21 protein-coding genes are annotated in these 19,506 nt (G+C 74.4%); 12 read left to right on the forward strand and 9 right to left on the reverse strand.

Annotated features, from left to right (window positions below; translation table 11 throughout):
- The first annotated feature begins 109 nt into the window (after positions 1–109).
- From ACI792_RS17380 to pgm, 4 genes are read left to right on the forward strand one after another with little or no spacing between them, the layout of a single operon-like run.
- Positions 110–565, forward strand: a complete 456-nt coding sequence (locus tag ACI792_RS17380; RefSeq protein ID WP_456603696.1) for a DUF4190 domain-containing protein — start codon at positions 110–112, stop codon at positions 563–565.
- Positions 566–613: 48 nt separating this feature from the next.
- On the forward strand, positions 614–1,468 hold the full coding sequence (locus ACI792_RS17385; protein WP_456603697.1) for a helix-turn-helix domain-containing protein: 855 nt from the start codon (positions 614–616) through the stop codon (positions 1,466–1,468).
- On the forward strand, positions 1,465–1,902 hold the full coding sequence (locus ACI792_RS17390) for a VOC family protein (protein WP_456603698.1): 438 nt from the start codon (positions 1,465–1,467) through the stop codon (positions 1,900–1,902). Before ACI792_RS17385 ends, ACI792_RS17390 begins: the two co-directional genes overlap by 4 nt.
- A 38-nt stretch (positions 1,903–1,940) precedes the next feature.
- Complete coding sequence (gene pgm, locus ACI792_RS17395; RefSeq protein ID WP_456603699.1) at positions 1,941–3,575, forward strand: phosphoglucomutase (alpha-D-glucose-1,6-bisphosphate-dependent); 1,635 nt, start codon at positions 1,941–1,943, stop codon at positions 3,573–3,575.
- Positions 3,576–3,590: 15 nt separating this feature from the next.
- Here the strand turns inward: pgm and ACI792_RS17400 are convergent, their stop codons facing one another.
- The 6 genes from ACI792_RS17400 to ACI792_RS17425 form a co-directional block, all read right to left on the reverse strand.
- A complete protein-coding gene (locus tag ACI792_RS17400; protein WP_456603700.1) occupies positions 3,591–4,157 on the reverse strand; it encodes an HAAS signaling domain-containing protein in 567 nt (188 codons plus the stop codon).
- A gap of 10 nt (positions 4,158–4,167) precedes the next feature.
- The gene (locus ACI792_RS17405; RefSeq protein WP_456603701.1) at positions 4,168–4,512 is read right to left on the reverse strand and encodes a PadR family transcriptional regulator; all 345 of its coding nucleotides are present in this window, start codon (positions 4,510–4,512) and stop codon (positions 4,168–4,170) included.
- Between the two features lie 99 nt (positions 4,513–4,611).
- Positions 4,612–6,129 (reverse strand): glycerol kinase GlpK, encoded by a 1,518-nt coding sequence (glpK, locus tag ACI792_RS17410; RefSeq protein ID WP_456603702.1) that lies wholly within the window; start codon positions 6,127–6,129, stop codon positions 4,612–4,614.
- Between the two features lie 23 nt (positions 6,130–6,152).
- Entirely contained in the window at positions 6,153–6,887 is a 735-nt protein-coding gene (locus tag ACI792_RS17415) for an MIP/aquaporin family protein (protein ID WP_456603703.1), read from the reverse strand.
- A gap of 155 nt (positions 6,888–7,042) precedes the next feature.
- Entirely contained in the window at positions 7,043–8,545 is a 1,503-nt protein-coding gene (glpK, locus tag ACI792_RS17420; RefSeq protein WP_456603704.1) for a glycerol kinase GlpK, read from the reverse strand.
- Positions 8,538–9,266 carry an IclR family transcriptional regulator gene (locus ACI792_RS17425; protein WP_456603705.1) on the reverse strand — a complete coding sequence of 243 codons (729 nt, stop codon included), beginning with the start codon at positions 9,264–9,266 and terminating at the stop codon, positions 8,538–8,540. Before ACI792_RS17425 ends, glpK (ACI792_RS17420) begins: the two co-directional genes overlap by 8 nt.
- 229 nt (positions 9,267–9,495) lie before the next feature.
- Between ACI792_RS17425 and ACI792_RS17430 the strand changes: the two genes are divergently transcribed.
- Complete coding sequence (locus ACI792_RS17430) at positions 9,496–11,226, forward strand: glycerol-3-phosphate dehydrogenase/oxidase (protein ID WP_456580227.1); 1,731 nt, start codon at positions 9,496–9,498, stop codon at positions 11,224–11,226.
- A gap of 42 nt (positions 11,227–11,268) precedes the next feature.
- On the opposite strand, the gene ACI792_RS17435 is transcribed toward ACI792_RS17430, so the two are convergent.
- Positions 11,269–12,171 carry a GGDEF domain-containing protein gene (locus tag ACI792_RS17435; RefSeq protein ID WP_456603706.1) on the reverse strand — a complete coding sequence of 301 codons (903 nt, stop codon included), beginning with the start codon at positions 12,169–12,171 and terminating at the stop codon, positions 11,269–11,271.
- Between the two features lie 154 nt (positions 12,172–12,325).
- Here ACI792_RS17435 and ACI792_RS17440 point away from each other — a divergent pair, with 154 nt between their 5' ends.
- From ACI792_RS17440 to ACI792_RS17450, 3 genes are all read left to right on the forward strand, one after another.
- Positions 12,326–13,261, forward strand: a complete 936-nt coding sequence (locus ACI792_RS17440) for a hydroxymethylglutaryl-CoA lyase (protein ID WP_456603707.1) — start codon at positions 12,326–12,328, stop codon at positions 13,259–13,261.
- Entirely contained in the window at positions 13,261–13,776 is a 516-nt protein-coding gene (locus ACI792_RS17445; protein ID WP_456580230.1) for a flavin reductase family protein, read from the forward strand. The genes ACI792_RS17440 and ACI792_RS17445 overlap by 1 nt, the downstream gene beginning before the upstream one ends.
- A 62-nt stretch (positions 13,777–13,838) precedes the next feature.
- A complete protein-coding gene (locus tag ACI792_RS17450) occupies positions 13,839–14,534 on the forward strand; it encodes a hypothetical protein (RefSeq protein ID WP_456603708.1) in 696 nt (231 codons plus the stop codon).
- Here ACI792_RS17450 and ACI792_RS17455 read toward each other — a convergent pair.
- On the reverse strand, positions 14,531–14,956 hold the full coding sequence (locus ACI792_RS17455) for a hypothetical protein (RefSeq protein WP_456603709.1): 426 nt from the start codon (positions 14,954–14,956) through the stop codon (positions 14,531–14,533). The two genes, ACI792_RS17450 and ACI792_RS17455, sit on opposite strands and share 4 nt — an antisense overlap.
- Positions 14,949–15,311, reverse strand: a complete 363-nt coding sequence (locus ACI792_RS17460) for a hypothetical protein (protein WP_456603710.1) — start codon at positions 15,309–15,311, stop codon at positions 14,949–14,951. The genes ACI792_RS17455 and ACI792_RS17460 overlap by 8 nt, the downstream gene beginning before the upstream one ends.
- A 184-nt stretch (positions 15,312–15,495) precedes the next feature.
- Here ACI792_RS17460 and ACI792_RS17465 point away from each other — a divergent pair, with 184 nt between their 5' ends.
- From ACI792_RS17465 to ACI792_RS17480, 4 genes are read left to right on the forward strand one after another with little or no spacing between them, the layout of a single operon-like run.
- Positions 15,496–16,503, forward strand: a complete 1,008-nt coding sequence (locus ACI792_RS17465) for a siderophore ABC transporter substrate-binding protein (protein WP_456603711.1) — start codon at positions 15,496–15,498, stop codon at positions 16,501–16,503.
- Positions 16,504–16,540: 37 nt separating this feature from the next.
- Complete coding sequence (locus tag ACI792_RS17470) at positions 16,541–17,563, forward strand: ABC transporter permease (protein WP_456603712.1); 1,023 nt, start codon at positions 16,541–16,543, stop codon at positions 17,561–17,563.
- Complete coding sequence (locus tag ACI792_RS17475; RefSeq protein WP_456603713.1) at positions 17,553–18,629, forward strand: iron chelate uptake ABC transporter family permease subunit; 1,077 nt, start codon at positions 17,553–17,555, stop codon at positions 18,627–18,629. Before ACI792_RS17470 ends, ACI792_RS17475 begins: the two co-directional genes overlap by 11 nt.
- The gene (locus ACI792_RS17480; RefSeq protein WP_456603714.1) at positions 18,626–19,384 is read left to right on the forward strand and encodes an iron ABC transporter ATP-binding protein; all 759 of its coding nucleotides are present in this window, start codon (positions 18,626–18,628) and stop codon (positions 19,382–19,384) included. Before ACI792_RS17475 ends, ACI792_RS17480 begins: the two co-directional genes overlap by 4 nt.
- Positions 19,385–19,506 lie beyond the last annotated feature (122 nt).

Consider the following 19,506-nt stretch of genomic DNA (forward strand, 5'->3'; position numbering starts at 1 on the left):
AGTCGGGGTGGTCCTGCCGCGCGCCGAACCCGCAGCGTCACCGCCGACCGCCACGATGGTGCGACCGCCGGGCACGTGCTCCCGGCGCGGCAGCCACAGGAGCGAGCAGATGACGTACCCCGGTCCGACCCACCCCGGCGCCGACGACCCGTACCGGCCGGCCCCGGCGGCGTGGGGCCAGCAGCCGGCTACCCACGGCGGCCCGCCGCCGTCCGGCGGCGGGAGCTACGGCCCGCCCGCCTTCGCTCCGTACGGTCAGCCCGGCCCCTACGGCCCGCCGTACCCCGGCCCCTACGGCCAGCCCCCCTACGGTGGGTACCCGTACGCGCCGCCGCAGTGCACCAACGGCATGGCCATCGCGTCGCTCGTGCTGGGCATCCTCTGGCTGTACTGGATCGGCAGCATCCTGGCGCTGGTCTTCGGCTACCTCGCCAAACGGCAGATCCAGGAGCGCGGCGAGGCCGGCGGTGGCATGGCGACGGCGGGGATCGTCCTCGGCTGGATCGGCGTGGGCTTCTTCGCCCTGTTCGTGCTCTTCGGGATCGCCCGCGCCACCGGCCTCTGAGCCCGGCGGCCCCTGGAACCCGAGCCGCTCCGCTGCCATCCTGACCGGGTGCGGCAGGAGTCGGTGGTGCACCGCCCGCACCCGGCGCTGCGCCCGTACGTGGCTGCCGCGGTCGGCTATCGGCACGAGGGCTTCCCGCCGGGGGAGCACCTGGGCCTCCCCTCCCCCTGGCTGACCGTCGTCCTCACCCTCGACCACCCGCTGGAGCTGGCCGCGCACCCGGATCCCGCGCAGCCCCCCGGCCGGTTCGACGCCCTCGTCGGCGGGCTGCACACCCGCCCGGCGCGGATCGTCCACCCCGGCCGGCAGGCCGGCATCCAGCTCTCCCTCAGCCCGCTCGGCGCCCGGGCCCTGCTGGGGGTGCCGGCCGGCGCGCTCGCCTCGGTGGACGTCGCCCTGGCGGACCTGCTGGGCCCCGCCGGTGCGGAGCTGCTCGCCCGGGTCCGCGCCGCCGAGGGCTGGGCGGCGAGGTTCGCCGCTCTGGACGACGGGCTGCTGCGCCGGCTGCGGGACGACGACGCCGGCCCGGTCGAGGTGGTCGAGGCCTGGCGGCTGACCACGGCGGGCGGCGGGCGGCTGCTGGTCTCGCAGGTGGCCGACCGGGTCGGCTGGTCCACCCGGCACCTCGAGCAGCGGTTCCGCGCCGAGACAGGGCTGGGGCCCAAGGAGGCGGCCCGCGTGGTGCGCTTCGACCGGGCTCGCCGCGGGCTCGCCCGGCGCGCCTCCCGCGGCCTGTCGCCGGACCTCGCCGGGCTCGCCGTCGCCACCGGGTTCAGCGACCAGGCGCACCTGACCCGGGAGTGGCGGGCGTTCTCCGGGCTGGCGCCGACCCGCTGGCTGGCGGCGGAGTTCGGATACGTGCAAGACACCTCCGTGCTGGACTCGGCACTCTCGGGCGCATGACGAACCCGATGACCACCGCAGAGACACCCGACGCGGGCCAGGCCCCGCCGCCCCAGGTGTGGCCCGCCTTCCGCGCCCGCGACGCCCGGGCGCTCATCCGCTTCCTCGTGGACGCCTTCGGCTTCGAGGAGACCGCCACCTACGGGGACGGCGAGCGGGTCGACCACGCCCAGCTCGACTGGCCCGAGGGCGGCGGCGTCATGCTCGGCTCGGTCCGTGACGACGGCGGCCAGTGGCCGGTGGAGTCCACCGGCTGCTACGTGGTCACGGCCGACCCGGACGCCGTGCACGCCCGCGCGGTCGCCGCCGGAGCCGAGATCGTCCGGCCGCCGTACGACACCGACTACGGGTCGCGCGACTTCGCCGTCCGCGACCCCGAGGGCAATCTCTGGCAGTTCGGCACCTACCGCGGCGAGCCGCGCCGCACCGGCTGAGCTCGCGCGGGACCGGCGCGGACGCCAAGATCACCGGTATGAGCGACGCCCGCGCCGGACAGCCCGCCCAGCCCGCCGACCTGATCGACGTGGCGTCGCTGGTCAGCGCGTACTACACCGTCGAGCCCGACCCCGCCGAACCCGCGCAGCAGGTCGTCTTCGGCACCTCCGGGCACCGCGGGTCGTCGCTCGACGCGGCCTTCAACGAGGCGCACATCCTCGCCACCACCCAGGCGATCTGCGAGTACCGCGCCGCGCAGGGGTTCGACGGGCCGCTCTTCCTGGGGCGCGACACCCACGCGCTCTCCGAGCCGGCCTGGGCGACGGCCCTGGAGGTGCTGGCGGCCAACGACGTGACCGTCCTGGTCGACGCCGGCGGCCGGTACACCCCCACCCCGGCCATCAGCCACGCGATCCTCCGGGCCAATCAGGGCAAGGAGTCGGGCCTGGCGGACGGCGTCGTCGTCACCCCGTCCCACAACCCGCCGCGCGACGGCGGGTTCAAGTACAACCCGCCCAGCGGCGGGCCCGCCGACACCGACGCCACCGGCTGGATCGCCGGGCGGGCCAACGACCTGCTGCGCGCCGGCCTCAGCGGCGTCCGCCGCGTCCCGGTGGAGCAGGCGCGCGCCGCGGCGCAGAGCTACGACTTCCTGGGCACCTACGTCGACGACCTCCCCGGCGTCGTCGACCTGGACGCGATCCGCCAGGCCGGCGTCCGGATCGGCGCCGACCCCCTGGGCGGCGCCAGCGTCGACTACTGGGCGGCGATCGCCGAGCGCCACCGGCTCGACCTGACCGTCGTCAACCCGCTGGTCGACCCCACCTGGCGGTTCATGACGCTGGACTGGGACGGCAAGATCCGCATGGACTGCTCGTCCCCGCACGCAATGGCCTCGCTGGTCGACCGTCGGCACGAGTTCCAGATCGCCACCGGCAACGACGCGGACGCCGACCGGCACGGCATCGTCACCCCCGACGGCGGGCTGATGAACCCCAACCACTTCCTGGCCGTCGCGATCGCCTACCTGCTCAGCCACCGCCCCGGCTGGGCCAAGGAGGTCGCCGTCGGCAAGACCCTGGTGTCCAGCTCGCTCATCGACCGGGTGGTGAAGGACCTGGACCGGCGGCTGGTCGAGGTCCCCGTCGGCTTCAAGTGGTTCGTGCCGGGCCTCCTCGACGGGTCGGTCGCCTTCGGCGGCGAGGAGTCGGCCGGCGCCTCCTTCCTGCGCCGCGACGGCGGGGTCTGGACGACGGACAAGGACGGCATCCTCCTCGCGCTGCTCGCGGCCGAGATCCAGGCAGTGACCGGGCGGTCGCCGTCCAGGCTGCACAAGCAGCTGACCGACCACTTCGGGGAGTCGGCCTACGCCCGCATCGACGCCCCGGCGACCCGCGCCGAGAAGGCGGCCCTGGGCAAGCTCGCGCCGGAGGACGTCTCGGCCACCGAGCTGGCCGGCGAGCCGATCACCGCCAAGCTCACCCGCGCCCCGGGCAACGACGCCCCGATCGGCGGCCTCAAGGTGACGACGGAGAACGCCTGGTTCGCCGCCCGACCGTCGGGCACCGAGGACGTCTACAAGATCTACGCGGAGTCCTTCCGCGGCCCCGAGCACCTGGCGCAGGTGCAGGAGGAGGCCCGCGCCGTCGTGGCGACCGCGCTCGGGAGCTGACGCCGGGCCCGCCGGTCAGCGGGTGAGCAGCCCGCCGACCACCGTCATCGCGAGGAGCAGCACCGGGACGCCGGCCAGGAGGGCCACCTGCCCGCGTGTGAACGGCGCCGTGTCGGCGCCGGTGCGCGGGTCGAGGACCGGGTCGGCGTCCTCGCCCCGCCGTGCGGCGAGCACGAAGCGCGCGGTGCAGGCGGCCAGGACCAGCGCGCCGGCCGCGGCGACCGCCCAGGCGGGGAGCCCCAGCAGCGAGGCGTCACCCGCAGCCAGGGACCACAGCCCGTCGGCGAGGGCGAACCCGCCCAGCCCGGTGAGCAGCGCCACGAGCACGTCCCAGCCGGTCAGCGTCCCCCGCAGCGTGGCGAGCGGGCCGGCGGGGCGGATGCCCAGGGCTGCTGCCACCTCGTCGGCGTACTGCTTCGGGCTCCCGAAGGCCTCGCGCGGGTGCTCGCCGGTCTCGGCGACGTGGCTCTGCACCTCGGCGAGCACCTCACCGATCCGCGTGCCCGGCACGTCGCGGAGGCGCAGGCGCAGCAGCAGGTCGTCGCACCAGGCCTGCTCGGTGCTGTTCAGCAGCTTCCCCATGGCGGGCTCCTCAGACGGGGACGGACGGGGACGAGAGCAGGCCGGTGGCCCGCTCGGTGAACACGCGCCACTGGCCGGCGCGCTCCTGCAGGGCCTGCCCACCGGCGACGGTCAGCGTGAAGAACTTGCGCCCGGGGCCGCCGTCGCCGGCCGCCCAGGAGGAGGAGACCAGCCCCTCGGCCTCCAGCCGGGTCAGGATCGGGTACAGCGTGCCGCCCTTCACCGATCCCAGCCCGGCCTCGGCGAGGCGCGCGGCGATGGCGTAGCCGTACGTCGGCCCGTCGGCGACGACGCGCAGCACGCACAGCGAGAGGACGCCGCGCAGCCACTCCCCGGGCCAGCGCTCCTCCGTCACGCGGCGGACGGTACCGACGACTAGTCAGGCGCGCAAGCTACTCAGGGGCCCGACCCACGGGGCAGCGGTCCGGTCGGCCGCCGCCCCGCGGGTGCTCCTTCAGCTGACGTCCTCGTCCACCCAGTCCAGGGACTTGGTGACCGCCTTCTGCCAGTTGCGGTAGTTCCGCTCCCGCTCCTCGGCCGCCATCTGCGGCTCCCAGCGCTTGTCCTCGGCCCACTTGGCGGTCAGCTCGTCCAGGTCGGACCAGAAGCCCACCGCCAGCCCGGCCGCGTACGCGGCACCCAGCGCCGTCGTCTCGGCGATCTTCGGGCGGATGACCGGGACGTCGAGGAGGTCGGCCTGGAACTGCATGAGCAGCTCGTTGCCGACCATCCCGCCGTCCACCCGCAGCTCGGTCAGGTCGACGCCGGAGTCGGCGTTCATGGCGTCGAGCACCTCGCGGGTCTGGTAGGCGGTCGCCTCGAGCACCGCCCGGGCGAGGTGGCCCTTGTTGACGTACCGGGTCAGCCCGACGACGGCGCCGCGGGCGTCGGACCGCCAGTGCGGGGCGAACAGCCCGGAGAACGCCGGGACGAAGTACGAGCCGCCGTTGTCGTCCACGGTGCGGGCCAGGTCCTCGATCTCGGGAGCGCTCTTGATCATCCCGAGGTTGTCGCGCACCCACTGCACCAGCGAGCCGGTGACGGCGATCGAGCCCTCCAGCGCGTAGACCGGCTTGCCGTCACCGAGCTGGTAGCAGAGCGTGGTCAGCAGGCCGTTCTGCGACGGCACGGCCTCCTCGCCGGTGTTCAGCAGCATGAAGTTGCCGGTGCCGTAGGTGTTCTTGGCCATCCCGCGCTCGAAGCACACCTGCCCGAACGTCGCCGCCTGCTGGTCGCCCAGCGACCCGGCGATCGGCACGCCGGCCAGGAACCCGGCCTTGCGCCCCCGGCCGTACTCCTCGGAGTTGGACCGGATCTCCGGCAGCATCGACATCGGGATGCCCATCTCCTCCGCGATGGACTCGTCCCAGGCGAGCGTCCGGTAGTCCATGAGCATCGTGCGGGAGGCGTTGGAGACGTCGGTGAGGTGCTGGCCGCCGTCCGCGCCGCCGGTCATGTTCCACATCAGCCAGGAGTCGATGGTCCCCATGAGCAGCTCACCGCGCTCGGCCCGCTCGCGGGCGCCCTCGACGTTGTCGAGGATCCAGCGGACCTTCGGCCCGGCGAAGTAGGTGGCCAGCGGCAGCCCGACCCGGTCCTTGTACCGGTCGGCGCCACCCCCCAGCGCACCGAGGTCCTCGATGATCTTCGTGGTGCGGGTGTCCTGCCAGACGATGGCGTTGTAGACCGGCTCGCCGGTCGCCCGGTCCCAGACGACGGCGGTCTCCCGCTGGTTGGTGATCCCGATGGCGACGATGTCCGAGGGGCCGGCGTCGCTGCGGGCGAGGGCCTGGCCGACCACCTCCCGGGTGTTGCGCCAGATCTCCATCGCGTCGTGCTCGACCCACCCGGCCCTCGGGAAGATCTGCTCGTGCTCCTTCTGCCCGACCGAGACCACCGCGCCGTCGTGGTCGAAGATCATGCAGCGGGTGCTCGTGGTGCCCTGGTCGATGGCTGCGACGTACTGCGGCATGGGAGTTCCTCTCGGTTGGGCGGTCAGAAGGAGACGTGCGACAGGCCGCCCGCGAGGACGGCACCGATGATCGGGCCCACGATCGGCACCCAGGCGTAGCCCCAGTTGCTGTCGCCCTTGCCGCGGATGGGCAGGACGGCGTGGGCGAGGCGCGGGCCGAGGTCGCGGGCGGGGTTGATGGCGTAGCCGGTGGGCCCGCCGAGGGAGGCACCGATGCCGACGACCAGCAGGGCGACGGCCAGCGGGCCGAGCTGGGTGGGCGTGTCCCCGAACCGCAGGATGATGTAGACGAGCACGAACGTGCCGATGACCTCGCTGACCACGTTGTCCTTGACCGTGCCCATGGCCGGCCCGGTGGCGAAGGTGCCCAGCTGGGTCCCGGCGGCCTCCGGGTCGTTGTAGTGCCCGTAGTAGGCGAGGTAGGCCAGCACCGCGCCGAGGAAGGCGCCGACCAGCTGGCCGGCGAAGTAGGTGAAGGTGGTGGCGACGGTGACGGGGATGCCGGGGGCGTACTCGTCGGTCCCGCTCACCCACAGGCCGACGGTGACCGCCGGGTTGATGTGCGCCCCGGAGGCCGCACCCGCGAAGACGCCGGCGAAGACCGCGAGCCCCCAGCCGAAGATGATGACGATCCAGCCGCTGCCGTTGCCCAAGGTCTTCGGCAGCACGACGTTGGCCACCACCCCGACACCGAGCAGGAGCAGGATGCCGGTGCCGAGCACTTCACTGAAGAAGACGGTCCAGAGGCTCGTGTCCACGTGTAGGGGCTCCTCCCAGGGGGTCCGCAGCACTGCGGACCGTGGATGTCATCGGATCCCGGGTGATCACCACCGCCGGATCCGTCCCGCGGACCGTAGGAGCGCGACTGTGACGGGGACAACAGTCGCGGTTCGACATGATCGGACAGCGGTGATCACGGCGCCCCCCAGTCGATGCTGAGCTGAACCGCCCGCTCCCACCGCGGGTACTCGGCGTCCAGCGCCTCGGCCCGCCCGGGCGAGGGCGACCACTGCGCCGCGCGGTGCCAGTTGCGGCGCAGCGCCGCGATGTCGGACCAGACGCCGACCGCGAGCCCGGCGGCGTACGCGGCCCCCAGCGAGACGGTCTCCCCCACCATCGGGCGGACCACCGGCGTGTCCAGCACGTCGGCGATGAACTGCATCAGCAGGTTGTTGGTGGTCATCCCGCCGTCCACCCGCAGCGCCGGCAGCGACAGGCCCGAGTCGGCCGCCATCGCGCGCACCACGTCCCGGGTCTGCCAGCCGGTCGCCTCCAGCACGGCCCGCGCCAGGTGCCCCTTGGTGACGTAGGAGGTCAGCCCGGCCACCAGCCCCCGGGCCTCGCCCCGCCAGTGCGGGGCGAGCAGGCCGGAGAACGCGGGGACGACGTAGCAGCCGCCGTTGTCCTCGACGGTGCGGGCCAGCGTCTCCACCTCGGGCGCCGTGCCGATGAGCCCGAGCCCGTCGCGGAGCCACTGGACCAGGGCGCCGGCGACCGCTACCGAGCCCTCCAGGGCGTACCGCACCGGCTCGCCCGCCAGCTGGTAGGCGACCGTGCTGATCGAACCCGAGCGCGTCTGCACCAACTCCGTGCCGGTGTTCTGGAGCAGGAAGCTCCCGGTGCCGTAGGTGCACTTGGCCTCACCGGGCGCGAAGCAGGCCTGCCCGAACAGCGCCGCCTGCTGGTCCCCGAGCGCCCCGGCGATGGGCAGCGGCTGGGCGAGCGCGGTGGCCGGCCCCAGCACGCCGACCGAGGGCCGGATCTCGGGCAGCATCGCCGCGGGGATGCCGAAGAAGTCCAGCAGGTCGGGGTCCCACGTGCAGCTGCGCACGTCCATCAGCAGGGTGCGGCTGGCGTTGGTGACGTCGGTGACGTGCCGGCCGCCGTCCGGACCGCCCGTGAGGTTCCAGATCAGCCAGGTCTCCATCGTGCCGAACAGCAGCTCGCCGCGTTCGGCCCGCTCCCGGGCGCGGGGGACGTTCTCGAGGATCCAGCGCAGCCGCGGCCCGGAGAAGTAGCCGGCGATCGCCATGCCGCTGCGCTCGCGTACGAGCTCGGCGTCCGGGCGGGCGCAGAGCTCGGTGACCAGGTCGGCGGTGCGGGTGTCCTGCCAGACGAGGGCGCGCAGCACGGGCCGGCCCGTCGCGCGGTCCCAGACGACGGTGGTCTCGCGCTGGTTGGCGATGCCGAGCGCGACGACGGTGCCCGCGGAGCCGACGTCGGCCAGCACCTGGTCGGCCGTCCCCCGGGTGTTCGCCCAGATCTCCATCGGGTCGTGCTCCACCCAGCCGGGTCGGGGGAAGTACTGCCGGTGCTCGCGCTGCCGGACGGCGACCATGCGGCCGCCGCGGTCGAAGACCAGGGAACGGGTCGACGTCGTCCCCTGGTCGACGGCGAGCACGTAGCGGTCAGGCACCGCCGTACCCCAGCTCGCGGGAGACGGCGGCGGCCGCGTCGGTCACCATGGTCAGCAGCAGGCCGCGCGGTGCGCCACGGCCGTCGAACAGCGAGGTCACCGGGCCGCTGACACCGAGGGCGGCCACGACGGGGCCGCCGGGCCCGCGGACGGGGGCGGCGATGCACCCGCGACCGGCCTCGTGCTCCCCCCGCTCGGCGGCCCAGCCCCGGGCGCGCACCTCGGCCAGCTCGGTGGCCCGGCCGTCGGTCGCGGTCCGCGCCGCCCGGTTCCCCGGCGCGTGCGCCAGGAGCACCTTGCCCAGGCCGGTCGTCCGGGCCGGCAGCGCGACCCCCACCTCGAGCACCTGCGCCGAGTCGTCCGGCCGGAAGATGTGGTGGACGACGACCACCTCGTCCTCGCCGGCGAGGGTGGCCAGCCGCACCGTGTGGCCGCTGCGGGCGGCCAGGGCGTCGGCCCAGTTCGAGGCCCGTGACCGCAGCTCGTTGACGTCCAGCCTGCTGCCCAGGTTGAGCAGCCCGGGGCCGACGCTGTACCGGCCGGTCTCCCGGTCCTGCGCCACGAACCCCACGTGCAGCAGCGTGCGGAGCAGGCCGTGGGTGGTGGTCTTGGCCAGACCGACGGCCTCGGCGATGTCCGTGACGCCGAGCGCCCCGCGCGCGCCCGCGACCACCTGGAGGATCGCCGCCGCCCGCTCGATGGACTGCACGGTGCCCGGCATGGCGCGACGCTAGGGCATCGGCGGCCTCCGTCGTCGATTTCGCGGTACGACCATGTCGGACCGAGGCGTTCGACGGCGTGCCCGGGACCGACCTACCGTGGCCGTAGCCGGGGGCCGGAGGAGCACGCCTGCCCCTGCGGCCGACGGCAGTGACACGGAGGTGCACGGGCACCCGGGCACCTCACCAGTGCGTCCCGCCCGGTGGGCGGGCATCCCCCGGGGAGTGCAGATGACGGCAGTACGCCCACTCGGACCCCAGCAGCGAGCGCAGGCCTGGGCCGAGCTCGCGGAGGGCGGCTTCGAGGTCCTCGTCGTCGGCGGCGGGGTGACCGGGGCCGGGGTGGCGCTGGACGCCGCGACCCGGGGCCTGCGTACCGCGCTGGTCGAGGCCCGTGACTTCGCCAGCGGCACCTCGTCCCGCTCCTCCAAGCTCTTCCACGGCGGGCTGCGCTACCTGGAGCAGCTCGACTTCGGCCTGGTCCGGGAGGCGCTGCACGAGCGCGACCTGTCGGTGAACCGGCTGGCCCCGCACCTGGTCAAGCCGGTGCCGTTCCTCTACCCGCTCACCCACCGCGGCTGGGAACGGCCCTACGTGACCGCCGGGCTCGCTCTCTACGACGGGCTGGCCCGGCTCGGGGCGCTGTCCGAGCCGATGCCCGCGCAGAAGCACCTGACCCGCACCGGTGCCCGCCGGATGTTCCCCGCGCTCCGGCCCGACGCGCTCGTCGGCGCCGTCCGCTACTACGACGCCCAGGCCGACGACGCGCGGCACACCCTCACCGTGGCCCGCACCGCGGCCACCTACGGGGCGACCGTGCTCAACTCCGCCGAGGTCGTCGGCTTCGAGCACGCCGGCGGCCGGGTGGTCGGCGCGCGCGTCCGCGACGTGGAGACCGGCGAGGAGGTCGACGTCAGCAGCGAGGTCGTCGTCAACGCCACCGGGGTGTGGACCGACGACGTCCAGACGCTGGTCGGCGGGCGCGGCAGGTTCCACGTGCGCGCCAGCAAGGGCGTGCACATCGTCGTCCCCCGCGACCGGATCAACGGCGAGGCCGGGCTGATCCTGCGCACCGAGAAGTCCGTGCTGTTCGTCATCCCCTGGGGCAGCCACTGGATCGTCGGGACGACGGACACCGACTGGGAGCTGGACAAGGCGCACCCGGCGGCCAGCAAGGCCGACATCGACTACATCCTCGACCACGTCAACCGGGTGCTGTCGGTCCCGCTGACCCACGACGACATCACCGGGGTCTACGCCGGCCTGCGCCCGCTGCTGTCCGGGGAGAGCGAGTCGACCAGCCAGCTCTCCCGGGAGCACGCCGTCGCCCGGCCGATGCCGGGCGTGATCGCCGTGGCGGGCGGCAAGTACACGACCTACCGCCCCATGGCGGCGGACGCGGTCGACGCCGTGGCGCAGGACGTCAGCCGGACCGTGCCCCCGAGCGTCACGGAGAACATCCCGCTGGTGGGCGCCGAGGGCTACGCGGCGATGCTGAACAGCCTCGACGGCCTCTCCCGGCGCTGGGACATCCCGCGCTTCCGCGCCGAGCACCTGCTCAACCGGTTCGGATCGCTGACACCGGACGTCCTCGCGCTGGCCGAGGACCGGCCGGAGCTGCTGGAGCCGGTGCCCGGGGCCGAGGAGTACCTCATGGCCGAGATGGTGTGGGCCGCCGGGCACGAGGCGGCACTGCACCTGGACGACCTGCTGGCCCGCCGCACCCGCATCTCCATCGAGACCCCGCACCGCGGCGTGGAGTGCGCCGAGCCGGTCGCCCGCGTGGTCGCCGACGTGCTTGGCTGGGACGAGCAGCGGATCGCCAACGAGGTGGCCAGCTACAGCGCGCGGGTGGAGGCCGAGCGCCGCTCGCAGACCGAGCCGGGTGACCAGGAGGCCGACGCCGCGCGGGTGGCGGCCCCGGACACGCGGGCCGTCGCGGTCGGCCGCGCGCTCGGGTAGCCGCCGTCCGCCTCAGCGGCGCTGCTGCCGTCCGGCGCCGACTCAGCGGCGCGGTGCCGTCCGGCGCCGCGCCTTGTCCGCGTACATGTCGTCGTCGGCGACCCGCACCACCCGCTCGTAGACCTCCTCGGGCCGCTCGCCGCCCGGGGCGGTGCCGATGCCGATGCTGATCCCGACCGGCACCCGCGTCCCGCCGAGCTCCAGCGGTTCGGTGACCGTCGTGCGCAGCCGGTCGGCGAGCGCCTGGGCGTCCGCCCGCTCGGTGTTCTCGCAGACGATGCTGAACTCGTCCCCGCCCAGGCGGGCCGCGGTGTCGCTCGCGCGCAGCACCGACCGCAGCCGCTCGGCGAACGAGACCAGCACCAGGTCGCCCATCGGGTGGCCCAGCTCGTCGTTGATCGCCTTGAAGCCGTCCAGGTCGATGATCAGCACGCAGGTGGGGGTGTTCTCCCGGCGGCCCCGGTCGAGCGCGTGCCGCAGCCGGTCCTGGAAGAGCAGCCGGTTCGGCAGCCCGGTGAGCGGGTCGTGCAGCGAGCGGTGCACCAGCTGCGCCTCGAGCGCCTTGCGCTCGGTGATGTCCTCGATGATGAGGACCAGGTGCGCGGCCTGGCCCTCGTCGCTCTCGGGCACCCACGAGGCGGTGATCTGCACCGGGAGGTCGCCGCCGTCCGCCCGTCGCAGGCGGGTCTCCAGGCGCATCGGGCGCTCGGGCCGGGCGATGAGCGAGGCGTGCGCCTCCCGGGCGACGGGAACCGCCTCCGGGTGGATGAAGTCCAGCACCGACCGGCCGTACAGCTCGTCGGCGGGGCGGCCCAGCATGGTCGAGAGCGCCGGGTTGACGTCGACGAGCAGGCCCGCAGGGGTCGTCAAGGCGATCCCCATCGGCGCGTTGGCGAAGGCGCTCCGCCGATCCGCCGGGGGCAGCGCGTCCGCCACCTCGATCACCTCACCTCCCCGTGCTGGGGTCCATCTTGCTGGACGGGGACGACGATCCGCTGGCTGGACCGGCTGTCGCGGTTCCCGGACGCCTGATCGGGGGAACCCGCCGCGGGCGGGGGAGGATGCGGGGGACGACGACGCCGGCGCGGAGGAGACGCAGATGAACGAGTTCGACCTGGTGCTGCCCAGCTCCGTCGACGTGCGCGAGGTGGGCATGCGCGACGGCCTGCAGCTGGAGGCTCCCGTGCCGCTGGAGGCCAAGCTCGCGATGCTGGAGGCCCTGGTGGCCACCGGGGTCCGCCGGATCGAGGCGACGTCGTTCGTCTCGCCGAAGGCGGTCCCCGCGCTCGCCGACGCCGACCAGGTGGCCGCGGAGCTGCAGCGGTGGCCGGAGGTCCACTGGTCGGCGCTGGTCGCCAACCCGCGCGGTGCCGTCCGCGCCGTGGACGCGGGCGTCGCCGACCTCGAGTACGTCGTCTCCGCCTCCGACGGGCACAGCCGCGCCAACGCGGGCCGGAGCACCGCCGAGGCCGTCGGCGCCGTCGGGGAGATCGCCGCGCTGGCCCACGGCGCGGGTGGCTCCCTGGAGGTCATCATCGCCACCGCCTGGGACTGCCCCTTCGACGGGCGCACCCCGGTGGCGCGCACCGTCGACGTGGCGCGGGCGGCGGTCACGGCCGGCGCCGACCAGCTCTGCCTCGGCGACACGATCGGCACGACGACGCCGCTGCGCGTGGTCACGCTCGTGGACGCGGTCCGCCGGGCGTGCCCGGGCGTCGCCGTCGGCGTGCACTTCCACGACACCCGGGGCACCGGGCAGGCCAACGCGCTCGCCGCGGTGCAGGCCGGGGTCACCCAGCTCGACTCCTCCATCGGCGGCCTCGGCGGCTGCCCCTTCGCGCCCGGGGCCAGCGGCAACATCGCCACCGAGGAGCTGGTCTACATGCTGGAGGAGTCCGGCGTGCGGACCGGGCTGGACCTCGACGCGCTGCTGGTGGCGGCGCGGGTGACGGAGCAGGCCGTCGGCCACGAGCTGCCGAGCTCGCTCTACCGCGCCGGTGGCCGGTCGGTGCCGCGCTCCGCGGGCGGGCGGTGATGGGCGCCGACGCCGTCTCCGAGCCGCCCCGGGTGGTCGACCCCCGGGTGATGCGCGAGGTCCTCGGGCACTTCGCCTCCGGGGTCACCGTGGTCACCGCCGACACCCCCGACGGGCCGATCGGCTTCACCTGCCAGTCCTTCAGCTCGCTCTCCCTCGACCCGCCGCTGGTCGCGCTGGCCCCCGCGCGCACGTCCCGCACCTGGGCCCGGTTGCGCGAGATCGGCCGGTTCTGCGTCAACGTGCTCGCCGAGGGCCAGGACGCCGTCTCGCAGAACTTCGCCCGCTCCGGCACGGACAAGTTCGCGGGGGTGCCGTGGACTCCGAGCGCGCACGGCTCCCCCGTGCTCGACGACGTCGTGGCCTGGATCGACGGCGAGCTGTGGGCCGAGTACGACGGCGGGGACCACACGATCGTCGTCGCCCGGGTCCTCGACCTCGGTGCGGTCCCCGACCGCCGGCCACTGCTCTTCCACCGGGGGGCCTACGGCCTGCTGCGCGACGGCGAGGACTAGCCGCCCGGTTCGGGGGGCACAGCCGTGCACGGACGCGACACCCCGGACGCGAGGAGGCCCCGATGGGACTGCTGGACCGGCTCTTCGGCCGCAGGCGGCGCGACGACCACGGCTACGGCTACGGCGCGGGGCAGCGCCCGGGGGACGGTGGGTGGTACGCCGACGACCGGTCTCCGCGTGCACCCGGCTCGGCCGACGAGCAGGCGATCGAGCGCTACCGCTACCTGCTGCGCACCGCCCCGCCGGACCAGATCGAGCAGGCGCACGCCGAGGCGTTCGCCCAGCTCACCCCCGAGCAGCGCGCCCAGGTGCTGGCCCGGCTCAGCGAGGCGGTACCCACCGGCGAGCGGCCGGCCGGCGACGACCCGCGGACGCTCGCCCGCGCCGCCACCCGCGCCGAGCTGCGGCAGCCGGGCTTCATGGAGCGCACCTTCAGCGGCCCGGCGCACGGCCCGGGGTACGGCCCGGGGCGGGGCTACGGCGGTCCCGGGATGGGCAGCATGATCGGCGGCAGCATGCTCGGCACCATCGGGGGGCTGGTCATCGGCACGGCGGTCGCCGACGCGCTGTTCGACACCGGGCTCGGCGACGGCGGCCTCTTCGGCGGCGGCGACGAGGAGGCCTACGCGGCCGGCTACGAGGACGGCGCCGGCGGCGGGTACGAGGACCCCGGGGCCGGCTACGGGGGCGACTACGGCGGCGGCGACTTCGGTGGAGGGGACTTCGGCGGGGGCGACTTCGGCGGCGGGGACTTCTAGACCCGGCGGCGGCGGAGCAGCAGCAGGCCGAGCACCGGCAGCACCAGCGGTACGTAGCCGTACCCCCGGCCGAACGCGGACCAGACCGTCTCGTCCGGGAACGCCGCCGGGTCCGCGAGCGACAGGGTGCCGACGACGAGCACCCCCACCAGCTCGACGAGGATCGCGACCAGGGCGGTCCGCCGCCCCCCGCGGCCGCCGCGGGCCAGGCCCACGGTCGCCACGACGTACACCGCCGCCGCCAACGCCGAGAGCAGGTAGGCCAGCGGCGCCTCGTCGAAGCGGGTGGCCAGCTGCACCCCGGCCCGCGACCCCGCCGCGAGCGCGAAGATCCCGTAGACGAGCACCAGCACCCGGGCCGGTCCCGTGGTCCCGCCCGCGGGCGCCGCCTCGGCGGGGCCGCCCAGCCCGCGCTCACGCACCGGTGGCCTCCCAGAGCTGCAGCAGCCGCCACACCATGACGCCGACGGCGGCGCCCGCCACCGCCAGCACGGTCCCCGCCCAGCGGGTGCGCTCGGCCCGTGCCCACAGCACCCCGGCGAGCGGGATCAGCACGACGCCGACGAGGTAGCCCAGGAACGTGGGGGTGTCGGCCGGGGTGCCCCCGCCCATCCGCGCGACGGCGAGGACCGCCTGCACCAGCAGGAGGGCCTCCAGCACCGCGGCGGCGGCCAGGTGCACCAGGCCGATCCGGCGGCGCGCGACCGTGGAGGCCAGGCCCGCGAGGACGACGAGGGCCGCGGCCGCGGTGATCGCGACGACGAGGGGGGGTGTCACGGGCGCCGCGCGAACGGGACGGGGACGAGCACGCCGCCATGATCCCGCTCCCGGGGGCGCGGGCGGCCGGGGGGTCGAGCCCGGAGCGGCGTCCGCCGGACCCGGTAGAGACGCGCCAGGACCGGTATGGCAGCTTAGGGACGCCTTACTAAGGCATACCTACCCTCAGTCCGACAGGAGCACGATGCGCACCGTCGCCCGGCCGCTCGCGGCCCTCGCCCTCCCCGTCGTCCTCGCGCTCTCCGCGTGCGGCGGGGACGCCGACGCCGAGACCGCCGCCACCACCGGGGCCGAGACCGTCTCGTTCACCTGGGACCGCAACGTCGCCGGCGAGGACGAGGACCCGCGCTACGAGGAGACCACGGTCGAGGTCCCCAGGAACCCCGAGAGGATCGTCACCTTCGACATCGCCAGCCTCGACACCATCGGTGCGCTGGGCGGCGAGATCGCCGGCGCACCGCTGGAGTCCGTGCCGGAGTACCTCCAGGGCTACCTGGCCGACGACGCGTTCAACGCCGGCACCCTCTTCGAGGCCGACCTCGTCGAGATCGAGGCCCAGCAGCCCGATCTGATCGTCGTCGCCAACCGGTCGGCGGCGCTGTACGAGGACCTGAGCGAGATCGCCCCCACGGTGGACCTCAGCCTGCGCGGCTCCTACACCGACAACCTGCAGCGCACCACCACGTTCCTGGGTGAGGTGCTGGGCGCCGAGGCCCAGGCCGCCGCGGCGCTGGAGGAGATCGACGCGGGCATCGAGGAGGCGCGGGCCGCCACCGCCGACGCCGGTGCGGGCCTCGGGCTCATGGTCGCGGGCGGCGAGCTCAGCGCGATGGCCCCCGCGGGGGAGGACGCCGTCGGCCCGGCCGTCCGCGGTGGCCTGATCTACGACGTGTTCGGCGTGGAGCCCGCCGTCGAGGACGTCGAGGCGGCGACCCACGGCGAGCCCGTCTCCTTCGAGTTCCTGCTCGAGACCGACCCCGACACGCTCTGGGTCGTCGACCGGGACGCCGCCACGGGTGAGGGGGGCGCGCAGCCGGCCGCGGCGGTGCTCGACAACGAGATCGTCCGGCAGACGACCGCCGCGCGGGAGGACCGGATCGTCTACCTCGACCCGCAGGCCTGGTACATCGTGTTCGGCGGTCTGGACACCACCCGGATCATGATCGACGACGTCCTCCAGATCGCGGAGTGACCGACCGGACCGACGCCGCGCAGCGCGCCTGCCGCTCGTGACAGCGCTCGCGCCGGCACCGACGAGCACCCCCGCCCGGGTGCGGCCCAGCCGCCGCACGTGGGTGGGGGTGCTCGTCGGCGTCCTGCTCGTCCTCCTCGCCGTCACGAGCCTGTTCGTCGGGGTCTCCGACGTCACCCCGGCGTCGCTGCTGGCCGGCGGCGCCGAGAGCGACGCGGCCTTCCTGCTGGTGGCCAGCCGGATCCCGCGGACGGTCGCCGTCGTGCTGGTCGGCGCCTCCCTGGGCATCGCCGGGCTCATCCTGCAGATGCTCGTGCGCAACAAGTTCGTGGAGCCCAGCACGACCGGGGTCACGGAGTTCGCGACCCTCGGCGCCCTGGTCACCATGGTCTTCTTCCCGGGCATGGCCGTCCTGGGCAAGATGGGCGTCGCCGCCGCGTTCGGCCTCCTCGGCACCTGGGTCTTCCTCCGGGTGGTCCGCGTCGTGCCGGTGCGCCAGCTGGTGCTCGTCCCGCTCGTCGGCCTCATGCTCGGCGGCGTCGTCGCCTCGGTGACCGTCTTCTTCGCCTACCGCCTGGACCTGCTGCAGTCCCTCCAGCAGTGGTCGCAGGGCAGCTTCGCCAGCGTCATGCAGGGCCGGTACGAGCTGGTCTGGATCGCGGGCCTGATGGTCGTCGTCGCCTGGATCGCCGCCGACCGCTTCAGCGTGATCGGCCTCGGCGAGGAGTTCGCCACCAACCTCGGCCTCGCCTACCGGCGGGTGGTCGCCATCGGCATGGTGGTCGTCGCCGTGATCACGGCGGCGGTGCTGGTGACGGCGGGGATGATCCCCTTCCTCGGGCTCGTCGTCCCGAACGTCGTCAGCCTCCTCGTCGGGGACAACGTGCGCCGTGCGATCCCCTGGGTGGCGGGGCTGGGGGCGCTCTTCGTCGTGGCCTGCGACATCCTCGCGCGGGTCCTGCGCTTCCCGTACGAGATCCCGCTGTCGCTCGTCGTCGGCATCATCGGCGCTGCGCTGTTCCTCTGGCTGCTGCTGCGGAGGAGGAGCCGTGCTCACTGACCCCGCCACCGCGGCCTCCGGCGGCGCCGCGACGACCGCCGACCCCGCTCCCGCGCCCGGCTCACCGCCCGACCACGGCCGGCGCACCCGGATGGGTGCGCGCCTGGCCGCGGCCTGGGAGCGGCCGCCCGTGCGCCTGGCGGTCCTCGGCGCCGTCGTGCTGGGGCTCACGGCGCTCTACCTGTTCACCGACGTCCCCGGCTCGCTCGCCTTCGCGGTGGAGATCCGCAGCCTGGCGCTGGCCGCGATGCTCGTCGTCGCGGCGTCGGTCGGGGTCTCGACGGTGGTCTTCCACACCATCACCCAGAACCGCATCCTCACCCCCGCGATCATGGGGTTCGACGCGTTCTACCTGCTGATCTCCACCGTGATCGTCTTCGTCGCGGGGTCGGCGTCCTTCCTCGCCGCTGACGAGCTCACGCTGTGGCTGGTGCAGGTCGCCGTCATGGTCACCTTCAGCGTCGCGCTCTTCACCTGGCTCTTCGGCGGCAAGCGGCGCTCGATCCACCTCATGCTGCTGGTGGGCATCGTGCTCGGCACCTTCTTCCGCGCCGTCACCGAGTGGATGCAGCGGATGCTCGACCCGCTGGATTTCCAGGTGCTCTCCGACGCGATGTTCGCCTCGCTCACCCGGCCCGACGAGCTGCTGCTGGTCCTCACCGCGGCCCTCGTCGTCCTCGGCTGCGCCGCCGTCGTCCCGCTGCTGCGGACGCTGGACGTGCTGACGCTGGGTGCACCGGCCGCGGTCGGCCTGGGGGTGGACCACCGGCGCGTGGTCATGGCCCTGTTCACCGTCGTCTCGGTGATGGTCGCTGCGTCGACGGCGCTGGTCGGGCCGATCCTGTTCTTCGGCCTGATCGTGGCGAACCTCGCCTACCCGTACGCGCGGTCGTTCCGGCACGCGTGGACGTTGCCCACCGCGGTGCTCATCGGGATGGTCTGCCTGCTCGGCGGCCAGCTGGTGCTCGACCGGGTGTTCGACTTCGGCGGCACGCTCTCCACGATCATCGAGTTCGCCGGCGGACTGTTCTTCCTGTACCTCGTGCTGCGGAAGGGGGCGCGGTGATCGCGCTGGAGAACGCGACCAAGCGCTACGGCCGCCAGACGGTGGTCGACGACGTCTCCCTGGAGCTGGGCGGGGAGGGCGTGACGGCGCTCATCGGCCCGAACGGCGCGGGGAAGTCCACGCTCTTCGCGCTGGTCGGCCGGCTCCTCGCGCCGGACGCCGGGCGCATCGCGGTGGACGGCATGGACGTCGCGACGACGCCGTCGCACCAGTTGGCGAAGGTGCTGGCGGTGCTGCGGCAGGACAACCACGTCGCCGCGCGGCTGACGGTGCACGACCTCGTGGAGTTCGGCCGCTTCCCGCACTCGCGGGGCCGGCTCACGGTGCACGACCGCGAGCACATCGAGCGGGCGATCGGCTACCTGGACCTCGAGGGCTACCGGCACCGGTTCCTCGACGAGCTCTCCGGCGGGCAGCGCCAGCGGGCATTCATCGCGATGGTGCTCGCGCAGGACACCAAGTACGTGCTGCTCGACGAGCCGCTGAACAACCTGGACCTGCGGCACATGACCGAGATCATGCGGCTCGTGCGGCAGCTGGCCGACGAGCTCGGCAAGCGGGTGGTCACCGTGCTGCACGACATCAACTTCGCGGCGACCTACGCCGACCGGATCGTCGCGATGCGCGACGGCGTGGTGGTCGCCGACGGGCCGGCGCGGGAGATCATGCGGCCCGAGGTGCTGGCCGCGGTCTACGACACCACCGTGGACGTGCGGGAGATCGACGGCCGCCCGGTCGCCCTCTACTACGGCTGACCCGCTGGGATCAGGTGCCCTGATCGTCGCGGGGGGGGGGGGGGGGGGGGGGGGGGGGGGGGGGGGGGGGGGGGGGGGGGGGGGGGGGGGGGGGGGGGGGGGGGGGGGGGGGGCCCCGCCGG

The organism is Blastococcus sp. SYSU DS0669 (assembly GCF_054050895.1).